This is a genomic window from uncultured Anaerovibrio sp. (assembly GCA_902786545.1).
Lineage (GTDB): Bacteria > Bacillota > Negativicutes > Selenomonadales > Selenomonadaceae > Anaerovibrio.
In genome coordinates this window covers 1-23,750 of record CADACU010000025.1, presented here as the reverse complement: position 1 = coordinate 23,750, position 23,750 = coordinate 1, and the positions used below count along the sequence as shown (strand labels likewise).

The window sequence follows — 23,750 nt, the reverse complement described above, 5'->3', positions numbered from 1 at the left end:
CAGCTTTGACGAACTGGAACGAGCAATCCGACATTACATCACATACTACAATAAACAAAGAATCAAAGCTAAGCTGGGATGGCTCAGCCCAGTCGACTATCGTTTACGTCATGCCGCAGCATAAAAAACGGTAGCAGCAAATAATTGCTACTACCGTTAAGGTCTAACTTTATGGGGTCACTACAGTCACGGACTGGTCAATGGGATTTTTTTATTCAAGGATTTAGCAAAAAAATTGTCGAAGAAGTAAAGGAGAGGAAGTATTGATGAATTTGCTGTTCACGAAGGTTTTGCCAGCAAAATCCTGCAAGCGGAAACCAAGACGCTATATGCTTATAATTAATCAAACCTTAAAATTCGGCTGGTCGAGGTAGAAATGCTGCAATAGCTTTATGAAGGCACGAAGGGATTCCCGTTGATCATTTTTGTGGGTATATATCCCACAAGGAATGATTACATTGCTGTCGAAGTTAAGCCAGGCAAATTCACCGTTATGATCGTTCAGAAAGCCGGGGGCCAGACATACCCCTCGATGGGCCGCCACATTGGTTAAGGTGGTGTCATGGTCGGGACTGTTGAAGTAATCTACATGAATTTCCTGAATCATACGCTGCTGCAGGGCGCGTAACATAGGCGGTGAGCCACCGCCTACCATAAGTGTACGACCTTTTAAGTCGCTGGGTAAAACCAGCGGCTTTTTTGTTAAGGGATCGTTTTTCTCCGTAATAAGATATATTTTGCTATCAAACAGATGGTGGCAAATAATGTCTGGTACCCGTTTCAAGGTGTATTCCATGGCAAAGGTCACATCATGCTCTCCCTTTAAAAAAGCGTTTTGCCCGTCCTTCCAGTCAAAGTTGGCAACTATAGAGACTTCAGGAAAGCTGCGGCTGAATTGGGCGATGACTTGGGGAAGAAAATAGATGGCGGAGCGTATAGGCAAGGTTATGCTGATACTTTCCTTGTATTTGGCACTAAAATTTTGTCCCTGTTCAATGGCGGCAAACAGTTGATTGTATATAGAGCGTAGTGTTCCCACGAATTGGCCCCCTGCAGGGGTGAGAGCAGCTCCTTTTCCGGATCGTTCAAAAATATCAAAGCCAATTTCCTTTTCCACCAGTTTTATTTGATAGGTGAGTGTGGGCTGGGAAATAAAGAGATTTTCGGCTGCACGGTTGAAATTCAGCACCTGCGCCAGTTCCAATATATATTCCATCTGTTTGGTGTTCATCGGTGAGGCCTCCTTTGTTTATATGTGCAGTATAACGGTTGGCGTGGTAAAAAACAATGTTTTTAATAAAAAAATTAAATCAATAATCTAAACTTACGATTAGATATTTCGATAAGAGGCGGCTATAATATAATCACAAAAGTAAATACAGATGTGATGAAAGGGGAATATCAAATGTCATTGGAGATTTTAGAAGCAAAAGAAGCAATTCGTGAGGTTATTGATGGTTTTGCCAATCTGGAGTGCAATGTGCCGGCCCAGATGGTTTATTTTACCGAGGATGTTCATGTTATGGTCTATATGGGGGATAAGCTCACCATGGATATTCATGGGCGGGATACGCTGGAAAAACAGTTCAGTGCCTTTACCGGTGGTATCAAGGCCTCACACCATCAAAACGGTCAGCAGGTAATTACAGTGGAAGGCGATAGGGCTACGGATGTACATTACTGCCGGGCGGCCCTGGTGATGGAGGAAAACGGACATGATGTGGTGTCGGACAACTACATCCGCTATACGGATAAGCTGGTGAAGCAGGAGGGCAAGTGGCTTATCAAAGAGCGTGAACAGCATTTTGTGATTACCAAGAAGCAGATGGTGTGATTGGTGCTAATAAGTAATGTAAGTAAGGCAATTGGTATGTATACGAAAGGAATTTAGTGGTATTTATGGCAAAGACATTGGTAATCTATTATTCCCGTAAGGGGCAGAATTATGTAAATGGCAGTATTGTGGATTTGCCAAAGGGCAATACGGAAATATGTGCAGAATATATAAAAAAAGCCGTAGGAGCGGACATTTTTGAGATAGAGACGCAAAAAGCCTATTCTACGGATTATACCCAGTGTACAATTGAAGCCAAAGAGGAGCTGTACAATAATGCCCGCCCGGAATTGGTGAAAATGCTGGATTCGGTGGCAGAATATGACAACATTGTCGTGGCTGGCCCATGCTGGTGGGGGACTTATCCTTGTGCCGTATTTACCCAGCTTGAAGCCTTGGATTTTGCCGGTAAAATGGTATTCCCGCTTATGACTCATGAAGGTAGTGGTTTATCTGGTGCTCCGGAAGCGTTAAAGAAATACTGTAAGGGAGCAATCGTAGGTGAAGGCTTAGCTATTCATGGCGGCTCTGCTGGAAGATCCGAGGCGCAGGTAGTGGCCTGGGCAGAAAGGAATTTAAAGTAAAATGAAAAAAATATTATCAATAATAAAAAACTAATACAGAACCGATGAACAGTTGATTCAGTTTGCTGCCTGGAAACCGGCGTATGAGCAGGTTTAACCCCACGCTAACGGGTGCGAAGTTCCCCCCCTCTTAGGTGGGAGAAAAGCCCCGTAAGCTCTGGATTAATTCGACTACATTCAGTGGGCGTATAAATCTCCCACTGAATAAGTCTTATTTAACAAATTTTAAATTTATGATATTCTTTTGCATAGGAAGAAGTATAGAATTTACGGCTTAGGAGGGATAATGTTATGTCCAATTTGTCACGACGCAATTTTGTGAAAATGGCAAGTGTGGCCATTGCCGGAGCAGGTCTTACCGGATTGTCGGGATTTGTAACAGACTGTGGAGCAAAAGCCGCAGATAGTACAGTTCCTGCATCAAATGCCAATAAAGCAGCTGTACAAGCGTCAGCTAAGTCGAAGGTATATTTTACCAAGCATATAGATGCAGAGCACCTTCAGAAGCTGTATGGGAAGGTTAATAGTGAAATAAGTGGCAAAATAGCAATCAAGCTCCATACTGGTGAGCCCCATGGTCCCAATATTTTACCACGGGATATGGTACAAGCCTTCCAGAGCCAGATACCAAACAGTACCATTATCGAGGCCAATGTGGCCTATGGAGGACCCCGGTCTACTACGCAGCAGCATCGGGAAACCTTGCAGACTAACGGTTGGACCTTTTGCCCGGTGGATATAATCGATGAAGAAGGGGATGTGAATTTCCCGGTAAAGAACGGTTTACATCTTAAAGAGGTGGCTGTGGGAAGCCATTTGACTAACTATGATTCCCTGGTGGTGCTTACCCATTTCAAAGGCCATGCCATGGGCGGCTTTGGCGGTTCATTGAAAAATATCGCCATTGGCTGTGCCTCAGGCAAAAAGGGCAAGCTGCAGGTTCATGGTGTGCAGGATTATGGAAAATGGGTCATGGGTGGTCTCTTTATGGAGCTTATGGCGGACAGCGGTAAGGCTATTTGTGATCATTTTGGCAAGAATATTACATTTATAAATGTGATGAGGCGTATGTCAGTGGACTGTGATTGCGCCGGAACCAGTGCAGCGGAGCCGGTTATCCCGGATATCGGTATATTGGCTTCAACGGATATTTTGGCTATTGACCAGGCCTCTATTGATTTGGTATATAATTTTAAGGATTCCCGTAAAAATGACCTTATTGAGCGCATTGAAAGCCGGGAGGGCTTGCGCCAATTATCGGCTATGAAGGAGCTTGGTCTGGGCAACGACCAGTATGAGCTGATTGAAGTGGTGTGAAAATGGTGAACGCGCATGAATAGACGAAACTTTATTATTGGCGGACTGGCGACGGCCGGAATGCTCTCTCTGGGGGGATATAGCTTTATACATCGACCGGAATTTGGCCGGTTGCCCCAGGGGGAGCGCTTGGCCCGCATTCAGGCTTCACCCCATTACATCAACGGTAAGTTTCAAAATCTAGTGCCGGTACAGGTGATGAGTGATGACAGTGGGGAAAATCGGTTTGTTGCTACCGCCAAATTTCTATTTGGGGATAAGTCAGCCCTTTCCCCCAAGGAGCCTATGTTGTCCCATAAAACTGACTTGAAAAAACTGGATATCAAACAGGATTTGGTGGTGTGGATGGGGCATTCCACCTTTTATATGCAGTTGGGGGGACGGCGAATTTTAATTGATCCGGTGTTCAGCTCTTATGCCTCACCAGTGTTTTTCATCAATAAAGCCTTTTCAGGCAGCAATATCTATACTGCTGCTGATATGCCGGATATTGATGTGTTGGCTATTTCCCATGACCATTGGGATCATCTGGATTATCCAACAATAATGTCTTTAAAAGACAAAATCAAAAATATCGTTTGCCCTCTGGGGGTAGGAGAATATTTTGAGCAGTGGGGGTTCGACCTGCAAATCCTTCACGAAGAAGATTGGGATAAGGAAATAAAAATTGCAGAAGATTTTTCTATTCATATTCTGCCGTCACAGCATTTTTCGGGTCGTTTTCTTACGCAAAATCTGACTTTATGGTGTGGGTTTGCCTTTGTTACCCCTAAGAATAAAGTGTATTACAGTGGAGACGGGGGATATGGTGAGCATTTTAAGGCCATTGGAAAACAGTTTGGTGGATTTGACCTGATGTTGGGGGAAAATGGCCAGTATAATATGGCCTGGCATGCCATTCACCTATTGCCGGATGAAACGGCTCAGGCGGCAGTGGATGTGGGGGCAAGGGCGCTATTACCAGCCCATGGGGGCAAATTTGCTTTGGCCCGTCACCCGTGGCAGGAGCCTTATCAGAAGCTAACAGAAGCCTCGCAGGGAAAAGATTATCAACTCCTTACTCCGGAAATCGGTGAGGCAGTCAGCATAGACGAAATATCATTACAGGCATTCGGGAAATGGTGGGAAAAAATGCTTTGATTGCCATAGTTATATGCTGAAAAGAACTGAGCAGAGTCATTGGGGGCTCTGCTCGTTTAGTATTCCCGATTATCCTATCACGAGAATAAAGCTAACATTCGTTTTGGCAGGATTATTGTCATGCTTTGACGAATAAAGAATGGAGATTTTGTGTGTTTGGATGTTTTATGAAAGTTTAATTGAAGGAGAGTTTTAGTATGAAGGTTCTTATTATCAATGGAAGTCCTCGGGTGAATGGTAATACAACAATTGCTGTAAATGAACTGGTGAAAACATTTAACCAGGAAGGTGTGGAATCAGAGGTGGTGCAGATTGGCAACAAGGCCATTCGTGGGTGCATCGGCTGTTATTCCTGTGCTGAAAACAAGAAATGCGTTTTTGATGATGAGGTAAACCAGCTGGCGCCAAAGTTTGAGGCGGCTGATGGCTTGGTAGTGGCAACACCTGTGTATTATGCTTCACCAAATGGTACGGTACTTTCTTTTTTGGACCGTCTGTTTATGAGCTGTAAGTTTGATAAGACCATGAAGGTAGGAGCTGGAATAGCTGTGGCCCGTCGGGGTGGTTGCTCGGCTACCTTTGATGCCCTGAACAAATATTTTACGATTTGCGGTATGCCGATAGCCTCCAGTCAGTACTGGAATAGTGTCCATGGTGCTGGGAAAGGCGAAGCTGAGCAGGATTTGGAGGGCTTACAGACTATGCGAACTTTGGGCCGAAATATGGCATTTTTAATGAAAAGCATAGCTTTGGGAAAGGAGAAGTATGGCTTGCCAAATCAAGAACCATGGCAGCCAACTAACTTTATCAGATAAGAATTTCAGGCAGCAATGGACAATACGAAGAGCAGAGCCGGGTAGCTCTGCTCTTTTGTGTTTGGTTGAGAGTGTATGTGGGAGGATTACAGCGTATTATTTGAAAATACTATCTTTCCGGATAATGCGCTGGGGCAATCCGTTTATAGTAGCACCAAATGGCAAGACCATAACCTGCAATCATAAGTACCACCATGGGGATTGGGGTATCATCTCCGGCAATACCTACCAAAGGCATTATTGCTCCGCCCAGAAGTAATTGGGAAAAGCCTAAAAAAGCCGAGGCGCTGCCAGCGTTATGGCCCTGTTTGGCCAGTGCCATAGAAAAGCTTGATGCACCAACTACGGACAGGGGAATGATGGTCACAAACAGGACTGGGTAGGTTACAAATATTGATCCGTCAGCAAGGAATAGGATAAACAGCAGAATACTGCCCAAAAAGGAAGTATGTGTAGCGTATTTTAATAATCTGATATTGGATACCTGTCCAGCCAGCTTGGCGGAAACACTGCCCATAAGCATCAATCCCAGCCCGATACCGCCGAAAATTAGGCTGTAAGCTTGAGGAGACACACCATATATTTTTTGAAACAGGAAGGATGAGCCGGCAATATAGGCAAAAAATGCCCCGAAGGTGAAGCACTGAAGCAGGCAATGGCTGAAAAAATAATGATCAAGAAAAAGGTCTATATACTGCTTGAATGCACACCCGATATTATTGATTCGCATCTGGGCTGGCAAGGTTTCAGTGAAGAGAAAAGTTGAAAGTAACAACATAATACCGATGAAAAACAGTAATACAAAAATATCACGCCATGTGCCCAAAAGGAGGATTTGACCACCAATAATCGGAGCGAGAATCGGTGCAAGTCCGTTCAGCATAATCAATATGGCGAGGAAACGAGTTAAATCGGTGCCTTCGTAAATATCACGGGCAATGGCCGTGGCTATAACAATGCCACTGGCACCGCAAAAACCTAAAATGAATCGGCAAAGCAAAAACAACCATATGTTGTCGGCATATACACAGCCCAGGGCTGCCAGACAAAAAATTATAATACCCAGGAGCAATGGTGACCGCCGTCCCATATAATCACTGACTGGTCCGGCGAAAATCTGTCCAAGGGCAATACCGACCGTTGTCATGGTTAATGTTAGCTGTACCAATGATGTGGAAATGGAAAAATGTGAGCTCAGTATAGGCAATGCAGGTAAATACATATCATTGGACAGGGGGGCCAAGGCCGTAAGCAAGGCAAGAAATAATGCCAGGCGAAGCTGTCTGATTTTTATTCGATTCATAAAGACAAATCCTTTTGATAACAATATAATATTCTTATTTGGGAGGTTAATGCAGGAATAAATCCTTAGCTTGTCGAAAGGGTTTCCGACAAGTTCATTTTACCATATTTGGAGGTTAAAAATGTTACAAATCCAAGAATATGATAATAATCGCAACTATAGAACGCTGGTCAATGAGCCACAAATTTTTCATAAGGCATTGCAATATGTATTAAAAGGTGAGAAAAGATTTCATGTTCAAAATGAAGGGGTACAGGATTTTGACCTTGTTTATACCGATAATGATATACAGGCCAAAAATGATGCCAGCTTTCCTGACAGTGACTTTTATCGGGAAGAGATGATATTTCCCCCGTATTATTGTTATGACGAAAATGATTTGGATAAAATAAATTTGTATTTGTTGGATGGTTTTGAAGAAATATTCTTTGAAGATACCAACGAATACACCATCGCCATTGCCATGCTGGTACTTAAAAATACATCCTTGGCTGTTCGTTTTAAAGATATCAATATATTGCTGTTTCCGTGGCTGAAGCCCCAGGTAACAATTGGCGATAAGCCCTTGTCAGAAAACGCCATTTATGTTCAGAAAAGCTTTTATGCTAACATTGTAAGCACGGATCGTTTCAGTTCATTGGGGCTGTTTCATTCTCTGTTTATCTTTCAATGGCTTACAGACCTACCGATAAAGCAAATTAAGTATCTGGAATTGTCCATCCGAAAAACCGAGGGAATAGGGAGTATTTTGTCATCATACAACAAGGCCAAACAGGCTTTGCAACGGCATAATATAAAGGTTTTTTTGGAGCCAGGCTGTACCCGTTATCGGCAATCTACCTTTAGCAAATATTTTTCCATTGAAGAAGAACCGGAAGATATGAATGCTAACAATACTATCTATGTAAAATCCTTTAATTGTTTCGTATTGACATCATTTATGGACAGGCATGAGGCTAATATCGATCTTAAAATTTTAAATCCTGTTTTTGTAGAGCAGATGCACGAATATGCAGATGAGGTTATAGGAAATAAAAAAGTTCTTGGTGTTCTTCTTAGAGGAACTGATGTTATAGTGGCCAATTATGTGGGAATTTTCCGTCCTGCCAATATTGAAGATTGTATCCGCTTCATTGACGAGAGAGTAAAGCAATACAACTATGATAAGATTTTTTTGGCGACGGAAGACGATTATTATCTTGAACGGATGCGGGCAGCTTTTCCGGAAAAAATTATAGCTGTAGCTCAAGAACGCCACACCAAAGAAGAATTTAAGCAGGTAAAATATATTTCTGAGCTGGAGAAACTGCAAAGTTCTGATGAGAGCTACTATAATAGCGTTGAGGATAATTTGGTTAATTACATTTATGCCATGTTTATGCTTTCCAGATGTGAAAGCTTGTTGGCGAACTGCATGTGCAATGGAGTAAATTTGGCATCAGCGTTCAATGAAGGAAAATATATCCGTAAAGAGATAGTAAGTGCAATGCTGTAGTTGTATGTGTAGAATCATGTTTGCGTTAATGATGTTTTAATTGTTTTCTTATTTGTTTGCAATTATTAGATTGTATATTCTAGGAGAAAGGTGAATTATGAAAGTTATAGAAAGCTGCGCAGAATGCTTGTATGACAAGGTTGTACATTTAACCGACAATGAAGGCTATTTATCTGAGGTCAGGTCAATTATTGCTAACAGGACTGAAAATGACACAGCACCCTATTTGATTTATCAGTTCGCCAAGGCATATGAACGATGCTGCGGCAAAGCGTCTCCGTACAAGGAGATCAAGAAAAAGTTCAATGACCTGGTGTTATCAATGGAAAGTAGCATTCGTCGGCAGATTGAGCGCAGTGATAATCCATTGAAAGCCGCTCTGATGTATGCCCGGATTGGCAATTACATTGATTTTGGGGCAATGAAAAATGTTGATGAACAAACATTTTTGTCATTGTTTGACAAGGCATCATTTAGTGATGATGATGAAAAGGTTATGGGGTCCTTTATACAGCAGTGCCGAAGGGCAAAGGAGTTTTTGCTGATAACAGACAACTGTGGCGAAATAGTTTTGGACAAGCTTTTTATTGAACAGCTGAAAAAAAGATTTCCGGACCTGAATGTTACAGTGATGGTTCGGGGAGATGAGGTAATAAACGATGCTACAATGGAGGATGCCGAATATGTGGGAATAAATACTCTGGCCAGAGTTATTTCAAATGGCGCGCCGGTAGCCGGGACAGTGCTTCATATGCTTTCAGATGAAGGCAGGGAGGCATTGGAAAAAGCGGAGGTGATATTGGCAAAAGGGCAAGGGAATTATGAATCCTTGTGCGGGCAGGGGAAACATGTCTTCTATTCCTTTTTGTGCAAATGTGATGTGTTCACGGAAAGGTTTAATGTCCCTAAGCTGACCGGACTTTTGGTGGAAGAATGGTAAAAATAGTTCCTTAGCACTATTGCAAGCGGGTAAGTGGATAATGTATTAAATAGGTAAGGAAATTGAAAAAAATATGGGAGGGATTTTATGAAAAAGATGGTATCAAGGTTTTGGGCGTTTTTTGCCATCATGGCTATCTGCATTGCAGTTATGCCACAATGGGCCGAAGCGAAGCCTCATATCGACTTCCGCTTAAATCATGTTTATCTGAATTCTCCGGGGGAAATAACTATCGAGGGGTATTACGAGAATACCGGTGATCAGCAGGCTAATCCTGAGTGGTCAAAATTTGATTTGGCTGTTTATGATGAAAATGGAGACCTTCTGTGGGCGGATACAGATATCTATTATTATCCGGAGCCTATGGCTTTGGGGCCTGGCGATATGCAAAGCTTTACTTTCTATGTGCATAATGACAGTATTCCGGAATATCATGCTAAATATCGCTGGAAAAAAACCAAAGCTACTACCCATTGGGTGCGTTCTGCTGGTTAATAACTGCTGAGCTGTAATGTGCATGCTAGTAAAGGCAAGTGTGGTAAGGAGACGATATTGATGACGGCAAAATCAATTATTAGTAAGCTTCGGTATGTTTTAGCACTTGTAGTAGTGGCCTGTATGGTTTTGGGCTGTGGACAACAGGAGGAAAAGGTTCAGGCGAACCAAAATGATACAGTGGTGGATTCAAGTATTCAGGGAATTGTGGGGACATGGTTCGAGGATGGAGTATTGGACCCGCGGACTCTGACGATAAAGGCTGACGGCACATATGAACTGGCCTATAAAGGGGGCGGCAAAGCATACGGCACCATTCGGGTGACTGCTGAACCGCATCCTGATGGCACCAGCAGCTTGTGGTACATCTTTGATGAAAATGATGGCAAGAATTGGGCTGGTTTTGCCAAAAATGATGATGGCTCATTGCAGACTGACCTGTGGTCCGGTCAGGACGGAAAGATGCATTTTATTCGTTCCCAGGACAACAAAAAATATGGTAACACCGAGGGGATTTCACCAAATGATTACCTTGGGGTATGGGCATGTGGCCGTGCTACAGCAGTTATTGAAAAAAAGGATAATAAGTATATAGCGACAATTACTTGGGCGAAAAGCGCTATGGAAAGCCGAGAGTGGTATTACAGCTGCCGGTATGACAAGGAAAAGGCCATTTTGGTCTGCCCAGGCAATGGAATATGCACAGACTGCATTGTATACGATAATGGCAAGGAAAATGACATAAATGTATACAGTGATGGTAGCTGTGAACTAATTATGCGGGAAGGCGTACTCAGGTGGAAAGATAAAAAAGAAAATGCCGGCAAGGGGCTGGAATTTTTACGGTAAACTGAAGGAATGACCAGAAAGCCGATTAGCATATTGTTAGTCGGCTTTTATTTTGTTGTATGATAAGATTTTTATCCGACAAGTAAAAATACTTGACAAGGATATAAAGCGTGATATAATAACATATGTTGGAAAAAGCTATGCCTTGAAAGAAGGTGTCTCGAATGCTTGAACAGCGGTTATATCTGGCAGAGCTCTTTGACATATATGGACCTCTGCTTACAGATAAGCAACAAAAATGTTTAAGTATGCATCTTTTTGAGGATTTTTCTATGTCAGAAATCGGTGAGGAATTGGCTGTTTCTCGCCAGGCTGTATATGATATTCTGCACCGCTCGGAGCAGATTATGGCTGGCTATGAGGAAAAGCTTGGGTTGGCCAAAAGACTAAAGGAACAGCAACAGGAACTTACTGGGCTGTATGAAGATATTTCCAGCCTTTCTGCACTGGATGAAGAAAAAATTGCCCATATACTTATGAAGCTTGCTCCATATACCAGCAAGGTTCAGGAGGAATTAGATTGATTTTTGAGGGTTTGGCCGATAGGCTGCAAAATACATTTAAAAAGCTGCGGGGACATGGCAAGCTGACGGAGGATGATGTCAACGAAGCCATGCGGGAAGTGCGGATGGCACTTCTGGAGGCAGATGTTAATTTCAAGGTCGTAAAGGACTTTGTAAAAAAAGTAAAGGAACGGGCCATCGGACAGGATGTAATGGAGGCCTTGACCCCGGCTCAGCTGGTTATCAAGATTGTTAATGAGGAATTAACAGAATTGATGGGCGGTTCCCAGAGCCGAATCAATATGTCACCCAATCCACCGACTATTATTATGATGGTTGGTCTGCAGGGTGCCGGTAAAACCACTTCGGCTGGCAAGCTGGGACTTTCCTTGAAAAAACAGGGTAAGCGTCCGGTGCTGGTGGCAGCGGATATTTATCGTCCGGCGGCAGTTACTCAGCTGCAGGTTATTGGTAAGCAACTGGACATTCCGGTGTTTTCTATGGAGCCGGGCACTGATGCGGTGACTATTGCCAAGTCATCCCTGAATTATGCCTTTACCCATGCTAATGATGTGGTTATAATAGATACTGCCGGCCGACTTCATGTTAATGAAGAGCTGATGCAGGAATTAAAGGATATTAAGACCCAGATAAAACCCCATGAGATACTTTTGGTGGTTGACGCAATGACTGGTCAGGACGCCATAAATGTGGCAGAGAGCTTTAACAACGATTTGGGACTGGACGGTTTGGTACTGACCAAGCTGGACGGTGATTCCCGTGGTGGTGCGGCCCTTTCCGTGAAAGCTGTCACCGGCTGTCCGGTGAAGTTTGTGGGCATGGGTGAGAAGCTGGAGGCTTTGGAGCCGTTTTATCCTGACAGAATGGCATCCCGTATACTGGGAATGGGGGATGTGCTTTCCCTGATTGAAAAGGCCCAGGAAACCTTTGACCTGAACCAGGCCAAGGAAATGGAAAAGAAGCTCAGAAAGGATGATTTCACCCTGGATGACTTCCTTAACCAAATGCAGCAAATCAAAAAGCTGGGTTCGTTAGAGCAAATTATGGGCATGATTCCCGGCATGGGGGATATAAAGAAGAAGCTGGGCGACAGAGAGCTTGACCTGAATGGCAAGGAGATGCGCCAGGTGGAGGCTATTATCCGGTCTATGACTGCCAAGGAACGAGCCAACACAAGCATCATCAACGGTAGCCGACGCAAGCGTATAGCTGCTGGAAGCGGTACCAGAGTGCAGGATGTAAACCGGCTGTTAAAGCAGTTCGAGGAAATGCGCAAGATGATGAAGAAGGTTAAAAAGATGCAGGGTGGCAAGAAAGGCTTTGGTGGCTTTAAGCTTCCATTCATGCATTGATATATTTACATTAAGTATATCTTCTATTTTATAGAGTTTAGATATACCACTTTTAAGGAGGTGAATTTCAAAATGGCAGTAAAGATTCGTTTGAACCGTATGGGTGCCAAGAAGGCTCCATTCTATCGTATTGTTGTAGCTGATTCCCGTGCTCCTCGTGATGGCCGTTTCATCGAAGTTGTTGGTAACTATGACTCCACTAAGGAGCCAGCAGTTGTAAATATCGACGAAGAGAAGGCTCTCGAATGGATGGCAAAGGGCGCACAGCCTACTGATACCGTTCGTTCCTTGTTCTCTAAGCAGGGCATTATGGCAAAGTTTGATGCAGCTAAGCATGCTAAGAACTAAGAAAGAGGCAGGGCATGAAAGAGATAGTTGAGATTATCGCTAAGTCCTTGGTAGACAATACTTCCGCTGTTGTAATCAACGAAAAGGAAGAAGATAATGTAGTCATCTATGAACTTCATGTTGCTACTGAGGACATGGGGAAGGTAATTGGTAAACAGGGGCGCATTGCCAAGGCATTGCGCACTGTTGTCAAGGCCGCTGCAACCCGCGAGAATAAAAAAGTAAATGTAGAAATTGTAAGCTGAGGCATCGGCTTAATATGCGGCAATGTCCACTTTTAGGGGATGCTTGCCGCAATTTCTATAATTGGAGGATTTTATAATGGATAGTGTAATGGTAAAATTTCCTATGACCATCAAGGCAAAGCTGACTGAAAAGCTGAGAGCGTCTATGTTGGAGGATTTCCACAATCGTATCAGCCAGGCCCAGTTGGAAATTCAGCAGATTAACATTCAGGAAAACCGTGCTTTGAATGAGGTCGGCGAGGATAATCAGGAAGAGATTGAGATGATTCACCAGCATTTTGGCATTGAACGCCAGAAGCGGGAGGATTTTGTGGCTCAGACCGAGGCACAGATTGCTGACACCGAGAAGCTGGTTCTTGGTGCAGAAATCGTTCAGGGTACTACCGAGCGGTTTGTTGAATTGAAGAAGGGTGACAATGTTCGTGACCAGTTTAATGTGGAGGTAGTGGTTGAAGATGATGTCATCATCGCCATCCGCAGCTGATAATCGTATTGTCATTGGAAAAGCAGGAGCTCCTCACGGTATTCGTGGCGAGCTCCGCGTCATTCCATTGACGGATTTTCCGGAGCGGTTTGAAGAATTAAAACAGGTTTATATTGGTGGCGAGTTGCTGGATGTGGAGGATGTAAAATACCACAAGCAGTTCGTGATTGTTAAGTTTAAGCAGTATAAGGTCCGGGAGGAAGTAAGCCGCTTGACCGGTGAACTGCTCTATATCGATAAAAAGGATGCCATGCCGCTGGAGGAAGGGGAATATTATACCTTTGACATTATCGGCCTGGAGGTGTTTGATATGGAGGGCCAGTCTCTGGGATTTGTTACTGAGGTGTTAAAGACCGGCAGCAATGATGTTTATGTGACTTCGAAAAAAGGCGAAGCCAAGCAGCTTTTGATACCGGCTTTAAAGGCTGTGGTAAAGGAAATCAATATTCCGGAGGGCCGTATGGTCGTTGATATGCCGGAGGAAGCCTGATGAGAATTGACATTTTATCCCTGTTTCCGGCCATGTTTGATGGTCCCTTTGGGGACAGTATTATCCGACGGGCCGTGGAAAATGGTATTTTGGATATAAATATTACCAATCCACGGGATTTTGCCGAGGGCAAACATCAGCAGGTGGATGATACGCCATTTGGCGGCGGCAGTGGTATGGTTATGAAGCCGGAGCCGGTATTTAAGGCGGTTCGGCATGTCAAAGAGAATACCGATTTTGTTAACCGGCGGGTATTGTTAATGAGCCCGGAGGGCTGTGTGTTTAACCAGGCCAAGGCTCGGGAGCTGGCCCAATATGACCAGCTTATCTTTATTTGTGGTCATTATGAGGGCTTTGATGCCCGCATTAGTGAGAATCTGGCTGATGAAATCATTTCCATCGGAGATTATGTGCTGACTGGCGGAGAACTGCCGGCCATGATTATTACCGATGCTGTGGCCCGAATGTTGCCGGGGGTACTGGGATCAGAAGAGTCGGCACCTACGGATTCGTTTTATAATGGCCTTTTGGAGCATCCCCAGTATACTCGTCCCAGAGAGTTTGAGGGACTAACTGTACCTGATATTCTTCTTTCGGGGGACCATGCCAAAATTGCCAAGTGGCGCCGGGAAAAATCTCTGGAAATAACCTTGAAAAATCGGCCTGATTTGCTGCAAACAGCTGAATTGAGTGAAGCGGACCAAAAATACATTGAGCTGTTAAAACAGAGCTTGGAAACTAATAACTAAGACTATGACAATTTGCCAATGCAGCTTGTCATGGTCTTTTTTTGATACTTGATATAGGAATTGCGGTGTGATACCATTTTAAGTAGTTGTTAGGCGAATTGGTGGTAGACAAGAGGGAGAAGAAAATGAAATCAAATTTCTCATTTCTTGAAACAGATTTTCCAATATTATACAAATATGGTTGTTATGCTGAGCAATATCTGTATAGTGACTCAAATTCCTGCCTGTTTAAAATGGGGCAGATGGGGGAAACTATCATTAATTTGATTTTTGATTTTGATAAAATCGAACTTCCTTATCCCAATGATGCGTCGAACCGTATAAATAGGCTCCGGCGGGAGGATTTGCTGGATGAAGATATGGCCCAGTTATTCCATGAACTGCGAAAATTGCGCAATGGTGCGGTGCATAAGGGTGTTGATGACCTGGAAGAATGTAAGCGTTATCTTCCCATAATTCATAGCCTTGCTGCTTGGTTCCAGGAGGTGTACGGCACTTCATTGGATTTTGAAGCCAAACAGGCTGTTTTTGTTATGCCTTCAGCAATCGCTCAGCAGCAGATAGAAGATATTACAGAGGACAGTCTGGAACAACAACTTTTGTCCGAGGCAGCTCATAAGGCGAAAAAGACCAAGAAAATTGCCCTTAGTGTACGGCAGAAAAAAGCAGCCCAAGTGGCTAATGGACGAAGAAAAACGGAAGCAGAAACCCGTTTGCTTATTGACGAACAACTGCGGCAGGTGGGTTGGGAAGCAGATACCGCCGTATTACGCTATTCCAAGGGAACTCGGCCAGAACGGGGCAGGTGTATTGCTATTGCCGAATGGCCAACTCGCTCTAATAAAGGGCAGGATGGCTCTGCGGACTATGTCCTATTTATTGGTTTAAAGCTGGTGGCAGTGATCGAAGCCAAGGCTTCCCATAAAGATGTATCAACTGTCATAGATTTTCAGGGTAAGCAATATGCCAGAGATATTCGTCCGGAGGATGAACAATATATTATTGGTACTTGGGGAGAATATAAGGTTCCCTTTACCTTTGCTACCAACGGCCGACCTTATCTGGAACAACTAAAAACCAAGTCTGGGGTTTGGTTCCTTGACTTGCGTAAAAAGAGCAATATTTCCAAGCCGCTAAGGGGCTGGATAAGTCCTGTTGGTTTCAATGATTTGTTGGAAAAGGATGTGGAAGCCGGCAATAGGGCACTGCAAAATTTGTCCCAAGATTTATTGCGGGACCCTGATGGGCTAAATTTGCGGGAATATCAGATAAGAGCTATTGAAGAAGCGGAAAAGGCTATAATTTCCGGGGCCCAGACTTGTCTGCTGGCTATGGCTACCGGTACTGGTAAAACCAGAACCATTCTGGGGATGATCTATCGCTTCTTGAAAACAAATCGGTTTAAGCGGATACTCTTTTTGGTCGATAGAAATTCCTTGGGGGTCCAGGCTCATGATGTGTTCAAGGATGTAAAGCTGGAAGAACTTATGCCTCTGGAAAAGATTTATAACATCAAGGGGCTGGATGACAAGCTCATTGACCGGGAGACCAGAGTACAAGTGACCACGGTTCAGGGGATGATACAGCGTATTCTCTATAATGATGGAGAAGAAAAGCCGGCGGTTTCTGATTTTGATTTAATAATCATTGATGAAGCTCATCGGGGTTATACTCTTGACAAAATGATGACTGAGGAAGAAATTTCTTTCCGAGACCAACGTGATTTTCAGAGCAAGTATCGTTCCATCATCGAATATTTTGATTGTGTGAAGATTGCTCTTACAGCCACCCCAGCTCTGCATACAGTCCAGATTTTTGGGGAGCCGGTATTTACCTACAGTTATCGTGAAGCAGTAGTGGATGGATATTTGGTAGATCATGACGCACCGCATAATATCACCACAAAGCTTAGCTCGGAAGGCATTAAATACAAAAAAGGTGACTCGGCTGCCATATATGACCCGGTTACCGGGGAAATCACCAATATCGACAAACTGGAGGATGAGCTGGATTTTGATATTGATGATTTCAATCGCAAGGTTATATCGGAAAATTTCAACAAGGTTGTGCTGGAAGAAGTGGCCAAGGACATCAATCCATTGGACCCATCCATGGGCAAAACCTTGATTTATGCTGTAAATGATCATCACGCCGACATGATAGTGGATATCCTGAAAAATATCTATGCTCCTTTTGATGTGGATAATGATGCTATTATGAAAATCACAGGCAGCATAGAAAACGGCAATCAGAAGAAAATACAGGAAGCTATCATCAAATTTAAAAATGAACAGTTCCCCAATATTGTTGTCACAGTGGATTTGTTGACGACTGGTATTGATGTGCCTAAAATTACCAAGCTGGTATTTTTGCGTCGGGTCAAGAGCCGTATTCTCTTTGAACAGATGCTGGGCCGGGCCACTCGTCTATGTCCATCTATCAATAAGGACCATTTTGACATCTATGATGGAGTCATGCTTTATGAAGCCATTGACAGTAATATGAAACCGGTGACCACCAATCCATCCATCAGTCTGATAGAGCTGATTGAAACCTTGGAAGAAACTCAAGATACACAGGAAAAGGTGTTGCGGTTTCAGCTAAATCAGGTGATATCCAAAATTCATCGAAAAGCAGCCAGCATTACCAAGGAAAAAGAGGAGCAGTTTGCCAATATGACCGGTGGACTGACACCTACTCAATATGCCAGAAAGCTGGCAACTATGGATGTGGTATCAGCCAAGGAAAAATTGCTTAAAGATAAGGCCGTTTTTGCCGAATTGCAGCGTACCAAAAATGTTCAGTATGTTATTCCGGTAGTGATTGATGGCAAAGAGGATGAAATCAAGGAGCATAAGCGGGGCTATGGCACGGCTGTGCGCCCTGAAGATTATATTGAGCAGTTTACAAAATATGTGAAGGAAAACCAGAACGAAGTGGCGGCACTGAATATTATCTGTACCCGCCCAAGTGACTTGACTCGGGAAAGCCTGAAGGAACTGCTTTCCAAATTGGATTACGAAGGATTTACCATTACCCAGTTAAATTCTGCTGTATCGGCTATGAGCAACGAGGAAATTATGGCAGATATTATCAGTTTGGTGCGTCGCTATGCCATTGGTTCACCATTGGTGGGCCATAAAGAAAAAGTGGATAAGGCCATAAAACGGCTGAAAAAGAATTATAAATTCACGGCCATGCAGGAAACATGGATAAAGATGATAGGGGACTATCTGCAAAAGGAACCTATAATAAATAAAGCAGCCTTTGAGCAGGACTCACGCTTTAAGGGAAAAGGCGGCTTTAAAAAGATAAATGAGCTTCTTAATGATCAACTGGATAGCATTATTAGTGATTTGAACAGATATATGTATGACGATGGAGGGGAAGCTGGTTGAATACCCAGGAGATAGTAGCAAAACTTTGGAATTTGTGTAATGTATTGCGGGATGATGGCATAACCTACCATCAGTATGTGACAGAGCTTACTTATATATTGTTTTTGAAAATGGCCAAGGAAACCGGCAGCGAAGTCAATATTCCGGCGGGGTATCGTTGGGATGACTTGGCAGAAAAAGACGGTTTGCCTTTAAAGAAGTTTTATAAGGAATTGTTGCAGCATTTGGGAGAAAACTCTACCGGCCGTATTCGGGAAATTTACCAGGGAGCTGCCAGTAACATTGATGAGCCTAATAATCTGAAAAAGATTATCACCTCTATTGATGAATTGGACTGGTATTCTGCCAAGGAAGAAGAGTTGGGCAATCTTTACGAGGGCTTGTTGGAAAAAAACGCTAACGAGAAAAAGTCTGGGGCGGGACAGTATTTTACCCCTCGGGTGCTTATTGATGTAATGACCAAGCTGGTTAAGCCGCAAGTGGGCGAGCGTTGCAATGACCCGGCCTGTGGTACCTTTGGTTTTATGATAAGTGCCTTTATGTATGTGAAGAAGCACAGCAATGACTTTATGGACTGTGACAGTGATCAGGCGGCCTTTGAATATAATGAGGCCTTCACCGGTTGTGAGTTGGTACACGATACCCATCGCTTGGCTTTGATGAACGCCATGCTTCATGATATCAATGGTAAAATTACCTTGGGAGATACTCTTTCAGAGGCGGGAAAAAGCCTAAAGGACTATGATGTGGTATTGACTAATCCGCCTTTTGGTACCAAAAGAGGCGGTGAGCGGGCCAGCCGGGATGATTTAACATTCCTGACCAGCAACAAGCAACTGAATTTTTTGCAGCATATTTACCGCAGTCTGAAAAATGACGGCAAAGCCAGAGCCGCCGTAGTTCTGCCGGATAATGTACTGTTTGCCGATGGGGATGGGGAGAAAATTCGTTGCGATTTGCTGGATAAATGTAATCTCCACACCATTTTGCGTCTGCCTACGGGCATTTTCTATGCCCAGGGGGTAAAGACCAATGTGCTGTTCTTCACCAGAGGAAAAACAGATAAGGGTAATACCCAGGAGGTTTGGTTCTATGACCTTAGAACCAATATGCCTTCCTTTGGCAAGACCAATCCTTTAAAGTCAGCGGATTTTGATGACTTTATCAAGGCCTATGAGGCCGAGGACAGAACCAAGGTAGCAGATGAACGGTGGCAGAAGTTCACCCGAGAGGAAATAGCCGCCAATGGCAACACCTTGGATTTGGGCCTTATCAAGGACGACAGTATTATAGACTATGAAGACCTGCCGGACCCGGTGGAAAGTGCGGAAAATGCTGCGGATGAGCTGGAGGAAGCCGTGGACTTGCTGCGGGCTGTGGTGCAGGAACTAAAAGCATTGTAAGCCAAGGCGGTTGACTTTATGTATGTTTGAGTGAAGTGGTATAATTAAATGATAGAAATAGAAAAAATACTCACATATTATGAAAATGATAAAGTGTTTGTCACAGCTCATGCCACAGAACGATTTCGACAAAGAGGCATAAAAACTAAGGATATTCGGAATGCTGTAAAAACAGGTGAAATAATTGAGCAATATCCTGATGATTATCCCTATCCCAGTTGTTTGATTATTGGTGAGACTGTTGATTTAAAAACCATACATGTTGTAATGAGTGACGAAGGTAGCTCAAGCCGTATAATTACGGCATATTATCCTTCAGCAGAAAAATGGGAAGATGACCTTAAGACCAGGAGGCGAGATAAATGATGAATTGTTTAGTATGTAAATCTGGAGATATGAAGCCGGCAACCGAAAGTTATTTTGCTAACCTGAATAATTGTTATGTAATTATTGAAAATGTTCCTTGTTATAAGTGTGACCAATGTGGCGAGACAGTGTTTTCAGCTTCGGTAATGGAGCGAATTGATGACATTCTTGAACATCTTGAAAAGGTCGCCAGCAAGATTTTTATTGTGAATTATTCATCGGCTGCGTGAGTTATTTATGAGGGGTATATGTCAAAAAAGCAACTTACAATAGTAGAAAAGATGAATAATGCCTTGGTACCGGAAGGAGCATGGCCTTATAGGTTACCGGATAATTGGTGTTGGGTAAGGTTCGATATTACTTATCAGAATGTTTCTAGCAGTAAAAAGAAAATAAAGCAGAAGGAGTATAACGAAGTAGGTAAATATCCCATCGTAGATCAAGGTGAAGATTTAGTCGGTGGATATAGCGATGATAAAACATTTGTATATAACGGCAAATTACCAGCAATTGTATTTGGTGACCACACACGAAGAATAAAATATATAGATTTCCGATTTATACAAGGTGCTGATGGTGTAAAAGTTTTGTGCCCTATAAATTGTTTCCTTCCAAAATTTTATTATTATGGTCTATATAATATGGCAATACCAGATTTGGGATACAGGCGGCATTTTCCTATAATAAGAAAAATGAATTTTGTGTTACCCCCACTTTCAGAGCAACAGCGTATTGTTTCCCGTATAGAGTCCCTCTTTGCCAAGCTGGATGAAGCCAAGGAGAAAATCCAAAATGTCCTTGATGGGGCGGAAAATCGTAAAGCTGCTATTCTTCATCAGGCTTTTACTGGCCAACTCACCGCTCAATGGCGTAAGGAAAATGGAGTTGCAGATGATAGTTGGGAAGATAGAGGTTTTGATGATTGTATTAATAAAATGCAAAATGGCTTGTCAAAGCGTAGGGGAGAAAAGGGAGAAAAATACATTGTATTAAGATTGGCAGATGTTGGTACAGAACATATAATAACCAGTGATTTACGACTTATTGTTCTTGATGATGTGGAGCAGGTTAAGTATACATTACAAGATGGTGATGTGTTAATGATACGAGTTAATGGGTCAAGAGATAATGTCGGTCGGCAAATCTATGTGTCAATGCCTGATAAATGGGCATATTGTGACCATTTGATTAGAATAAAGTATAAAGAAAATGTTTCAGCCAAGTTTATGTGTTTATTTGCAAGAACGAACTTTTATAGACATTATATTGAAGAAAATATGGTGTCTAGTGCTGGACAAAATACAATAAGTCGTAAGGGTATGCAAAAATTATTGATAAAAATGCCGACTTTACCTGAACAAAAAGAAATTGTTCGCCTTTTGGACAAGTTCTTAGACAAAGAAAAATCCATTTGCGAATCCTGTGAAGCATCATTGGCCACCATCGAAACCATAAAAAAATCTATCCTTGCCAAGGCCTTCCGAGGCGAGCTGGGCACCAACAACCCGGCGGAGGAAAGTGCAAAAGAATTGTTAAAGAAATGTCTCACGACAGTAGTATAACGGGGATGTTCTTCCTTCACATCTATAATTGTTGAGTATAAGAATACGATAGGAATGAAAAATGTTTGGTATTTCATATGATACATGGAAAGAGATATGTGAGATGTATTTCTCACTTCATGCCGACATTCATAAGGCTTACCTGCAGTGGTTTCCATTTTCAAAATTGACAGATGAAGATAAAACTGAAATTGCTGGAGAAAATTTTTATAACAAATACATAAAAAATGGTGGTTTTGTATTATTTCCTGAGGTAATGCGTCGTTCTGAAAATTATATTCAAAAAACTGATGGTAGCTTTAGAAAATCGTCTTTGATTTCGCCAATCTTGTTTCTTGTACTTCAGGCTGTGGGAAAGGAAATATCAATCCGGTATGTGTCACAACGACCAACAGAGGTGTGTGTATATTATGCAGGGAACTATGAATTAAAACATCCTAAATATAAACAAGATTATGATGCTTTCTTTAAGGCGATTAATGCTAGAAAAGAACAATACCAATATTTCATAAAAACTGATATCGCAGGTTTTTATGGAAATATCAGTATCAATGAATTAATTAGTCAAATAAATGAAATATGTAATAGAAGTGAGCAGCGTTTATCACAAACTACACTGATGTTACTTAAGGAACTTCTGGTTTATATTGGAGATGGTTATTTCCCTCTGGTTGAAAACAGCATGGCATCCTCATATTTGGCTACAGTTATTTATCTTGATAATATCGATTGCGAGTTGTATGACTTTATTGATTCAAAGGTGAATGATATATCTTCTTTTAAGATGATTCGATATGTTGATGATCTCTATATTCTTTTTTCATCTGAAAAGAACTTTGATGAACTGATACCTGTACTTAATACAGTCAAGAATGCGTACTCATCAATTTTGAAACAGCATGGTCTTGCATTAAATACAAAAAAATGTGTATTGCGAGAAACATCAGAGATAAATGAAGAACTCAAGAAGTCTTTGTATGATGAGTTCGTTTATGGTAATGAAAGTGATATTGGCAGCTTTTTTATAGGTAAGTTACAGGAATTTTTGGATGAGATATATGAAGTACTCTGTGATTGTGGGATAACAAATGCTAAATATAGTGAAATTATAGAAAAGCATTTTAGTAATGATAATATTGAATTCACGCCGGAAGAGGTATTCAACTATCTAGTTTATGAGAACCAAACTGAGCTAAAACAACCAAGTGTATCAAGATTATTAGTTCAAATAATTAATCGAGATGTATCGTTCTTATCGTTGGATCCGAAAAGACTTTCTGTGATGGTGATGCAATCTGGGAATGATAATGCAGTAAAAGCGATGCTCAATCAGTTGTTTATAAGATCAAGAAGTGGTGAATGGAACTCATATGATACAACTATCGCAATCGCCTATCTTATTCAGAGTAAATTTCAACATATTGATTTGTTGCAAGTGATAAAAGCGAACTGTTCTGAACTTTATTCGTATTATGATAATAGTTGTAAAAGAAGTTTTATTAATCAAATATATCCAGTTAAATGGAATCAGTATTTGCGTTGTATTGCATATGATGTAAAAGCAGTTTTCTTATTTTTTATGAGTTTTTGCGAGCAGGATAAAGGAAATTATCTCGCAGGGTATGCGTATTATAAAAACTTTTTTGATCGAATCTCAGCTGATATAGCTTTTCTGTCTGGCAAAGATTCGAAGTGCAAAACGCCAAATTATAGATTGTATTACAAGGTTAAGGAACTAAAAAAATTATATGGCAAAATAGATGGTGGTGCTGCAGTAATAGATAAAGCACATGATTTGAGGAACGCTAACCCATTATCTCATTCATCTGCGGAACTGATTGATGATAATGGATCAAGTAGTGAGTTGATGGATATTTGTAGAGAACTTGACAATCTGATTCATCAATATATTATGATACATAATCTTTAGTTAAAGACGGTATTGCGGTAAGTCTAATTACTTAAACTTCCCACACCTGAAACACGCGTAGTTCCTTGAAAACTGTATATCTCAGAAGATAAAAAAGGCGCAAAGCCTCAAAACTTGGTACAATAGA

Annotated in this window: 25 protein-coding genes; 23 read left to right on the top strand and 2 right to left on the bottom strand. The window is 42.1% G+C overall.

Annotated elements, in window-relative coordinates:
- Positions 1–124 (top strand): IS3 family transposase (locus QZV24_RS06470; protein WP_294521750.1); only part of this gene is annotated, 124 nt, incomplete at its 5' end.
- Between the two features lie 219 nt (positions 125–343).
- Here the strand turns inward: QZV24_RS06470 and QZV24_RS06465 are convergent.
- Positions 344–1,231, bottom strand: coding sequence for a LysR family transcriptional regulator (locus QZV24_RS06465; RefSeq protein ID WP_294521747.1), 888 nt, complete (start codon positions 1,229–1,231; stop codon positions 344–346).
- Between the two features lie 174 nt (positions 1,232–1,405).
- Here QZV24_RS06465 and QZV24_RS06460 point away from each other — a divergent pair, with 174 nt between their 5' ends.
- From QZV24_RS06460 to QZV24_RS06440, 5 genes are all read left to right on the top strand, one after another.
- Positions 1,406–1,834, top strand: coding sequence for a nuclear transport factor 2 family protein (locus QZV24_RS06460; protein ID WP_294521742.1), 429 nt, complete (start codon positions 1,406–1,408; stop codon positions 1,832–1,834).
- Between the two features lie 65 nt (positions 1,835–1,899).
- Complete coding sequence (locus tag QZV24_RS06455) at positions 1,900–2,418, top strand: flavodoxin (protein ID WP_294521740.1); 519 nt, start codon at positions 1,900–1,902, stop codon at positions 2,416–2,418.
- Between the two features lie 291 nt (positions 2,419–2,709).
- Positions 2,710–3,735, top strand: coding sequence for a DUF362 domain-containing protein (locus tag QZV24_RS06450; RefSeq protein ID WP_294521737.1), 1,026 nt, complete (start codon positions 2,710–2,712; stop codon positions 3,733–3,735).
- Positions 3,736–3,750: 15 nt separating this feature from the next.
- Positions 3,751–4,875 carry an MBL fold metallo-hydrolase gene (locus QZV24_RS06445; RefSeq protein ID WP_294521734.1) on the top strand — a complete coding sequence of 375 codons (1,125 nt, stop codon included), beginning with the start codon at positions 3,751–3,753 and terminating at the stop codon, positions 4,873–4,875.
- A 197-nt stretch (positions 4,876–5,072) separates the two neighbouring features.
- A complete protein-coding gene (locus QZV24_RS06440; RefSeq protein WP_294521731.1) occupies positions 5,073–5,690 on the top strand; it encodes a flavodoxin family protein in 618 nt (205 codons plus the stop codon).
- 109 nt (positions 5,691–5,799) lie between these two features.
- Here the strand turns inward: QZV24_RS06440 and QZV24_RS06435 are convergent, their stop codons facing one another.
- Complete coding sequence (locus QZV24_RS06435) at positions 5,800–6,993, bottom strand: multidrug effflux MFS transporter (RefSeq protein ID WP_294521728.1); 1,194 nt, start codon at positions 6,991–6,993, stop codon at positions 5,800–5,802.
- A 121-nt stretch (positions 6,994–7,114) separates the two neighbouring features.
- Between QZV24_RS06435 and QZV24_RS06430 the strand changes: the two genes are divergently transcribed.
- The 17 genes from QZV24_RS06430 to QZV24_RS06350 all read left to right on the top strand — a co-directional run bounded on the left by QZV24_RS06430 (position 7,115) and on the right by QZV24_RS06350 (position 23,623).
- Entirely contained in the window at positions 7,115–8,488 is a 1,374-nt protein-coding gene (locus tag QZV24_RS06430) for a hypothetical protein (protein WP_294521726.1), read from the top strand.
- A gap of 97 nt (positions 8,489–8,585) precedes the next feature.
- Positions 8,586–9,428 carry a DUF89 domain-containing protein gene (locus QZV24_RS06425; protein WP_294521724.1) on the top strand — a complete coding sequence of 281 codons (843 nt, stop codon included), beginning with the start codon at positions 8,586–8,588 and terminating at the stop codon, positions 9,426–9,428.
- 87 nt (positions 9,429–9,515) lie between these two features.
- Positions 9,516–9,923, top strand: coding sequence for a hypothetical protein (locus QZV24_RS06420; RefSeq protein WP_294521721.1), 408 nt, complete (start codon positions 9,516–9,518; stop codon positions 9,921–9,923).
- A gap of 60 nt (positions 9,924–9,983) precedes the next feature.
- Positions 9,984–10,772: a hypothetical protein gene (locus QZV24_RS06415; RefSeq protein WP_294521718.1), complete on the top strand. Its 789-nt coding sequence runs from the start codon at positions 9,984–9,986 to the stop codon at positions 10,770–10,772.
- A gap of 164 nt (positions 10,773–10,936) precedes the next feature.
- Positions 10,937–11,296 (top strand): YlxM family DNA-binding protein, encoded by a 360-nt coding sequence (gene ylxM / locus QZV24_RS06410; protein ID WP_294521715.1) that lies wholly within the window; start codon positions 10,937–10,939, stop codon positions 11,294–11,296.
- Complete coding sequence (gene ffh / locus QZV24_RS06405) at positions 11,293–12,648, top strand: signal recognition particle protein (protein ID WP_290655303.1); 1,356 nt, start codon at positions 11,293–11,295, stop codon at positions 12,646–12,648. The genes ylxM and ffh overlap by 4 nt, the downstream gene beginning before the upstream one ends.
- 72 nt (positions 12,649–12,720) lie before the next feature.
- Positions 12,721–12,996 (top strand): 30S ribosomal protein S16, encoded by a 276-nt coding sequence (gene rpsP / locus QZV24_RS06400; RefSeq protein WP_290655304.1) that lies wholly within the window; start codon positions 12,721–12,723, stop codon positions 12,994–12,996.
- Between the two features lie 14 nt (positions 12,997–13,010).
- Positions 13,011–13,241 carry a KH domain-containing protein gene (locus QZV24_RS06395; RefSeq protein ID WP_290655305.1) on the top strand — a complete coding sequence of 77 codons (231 nt, stop codon included), beginning with the start codon at positions 13,011–13,013 and terminating at the stop codon, positions 13,239–13,241.
- Positions 13,242–13,317: 76 nt separating this feature from the next.
- Positions 13,318–13,725 (top strand): YlqD family protein, encoded by a 408-nt coding sequence (locus tag QZV24_RS06390; protein ID WP_294521674.1) that lies wholly within the window; start codon positions 13,318–13,320, stop codon positions 13,723–13,725.
- On the top strand, positions 13,697–14,215 hold the full coding sequence (gene rimM / locus QZV24_RS06385; RefSeq protein ID WP_290655307.1) for a ribosome maturation factor RimM: 519 nt from the start codon (positions 13,697–13,699) through the stop codon (positions 14,213–14,215). Before QZV24_RS06390 ends, rimM begins: the two co-directional genes overlap by 29 nt.
- Complete coding sequence (trmD, locus tag QZV24_RS06380) at positions 14,215–14,964, top strand: tRNA (guanosine(37)-N1)-methyltransferase TrmD (protein ID WP_294521669.1); 750 nt, start codon at positions 14,215–14,217, stop codon at positions 14,962–14,964. The genes rimM and trmD overlap by 1 nt, the downstream gene beginning before the upstream one ends.
- 125 nt (positions 14,965–15,089) lie before the next feature.
- Positions 15,090–18,362: a type I restriction-modification system endonuclease gene (hsdR, locus tag QZV24_RS06375; protein WP_294521665.1), complete on the top strand. Its 3,273-nt coding sequence runs from the start codon at positions 15,090–15,092 to the stop codon at positions 18,360–18,362.
- Positions 18,359–19,765 (top strand): N-6 DNA methylase, encoded by a 1,407-nt coding sequence (locus tag QZV24_RS06370; protein ID WP_294521662.1) that lies wholly within the window; start codon positions 18,359–18,361, stop codon positions 19,763–19,765. Before hsdR ends, QZV24_RS06370 begins: the two co-directional genes overlap by 4 nt.
- Positions 19,766–19,813: 48 nt before the next feature.
- Complete coding sequence (locus QZV24_RS06365) at positions 19,814–20,131, top strand: DUF4258 domain-containing protein (RefSeq protein WP_294521659.1); 318 nt, start codon at positions 19,814–19,816, stop codon at positions 20,129–20,131.
- Positions 20,128–20,361 carry a type II toxin-antitoxin system MqsA family antitoxin gene (locus tag QZV24_RS06360; RefSeq protein ID WP_294521656.1) on the top strand — a complete coding sequence of 78 codons (234 nt, stop codon included), beginning with the start codon at positions 20,128–20,130 and terminating at the stop codon, positions 20,359–20,361. Before QZV24_RS06365 ends, QZV24_RS06360 begins: the two co-directional genes overlap by 4 nt.
- Before the next feature lie 18 nt (positions 20,362–20,379).
- Positions 20,380–21,693, top strand: coding sequence for a restriction endonuclease subunit S (locus QZV24_RS06355; protein WP_294521649.1), 1,314 nt, complete (start codon positions 20,380–20,382; stop codon positions 21,691–21,693).
- 61 nt (positions 21,694–21,754) lie between these two features.
- The gene (locus QZV24_RS06350; RefSeq protein ID WP_294521645.1) at positions 21,755–23,623 is read left to right on the top strand and encodes an AbiA family abortive infection protein; all 1,869 of its coding nucleotides are present in this window, start codon (positions 21,755–21,757) and stop codon (positions 23,621–23,623) included.
- The last annotated feature ends 127 nt before the right edge of the window (positions 23,624–23,750 follow it).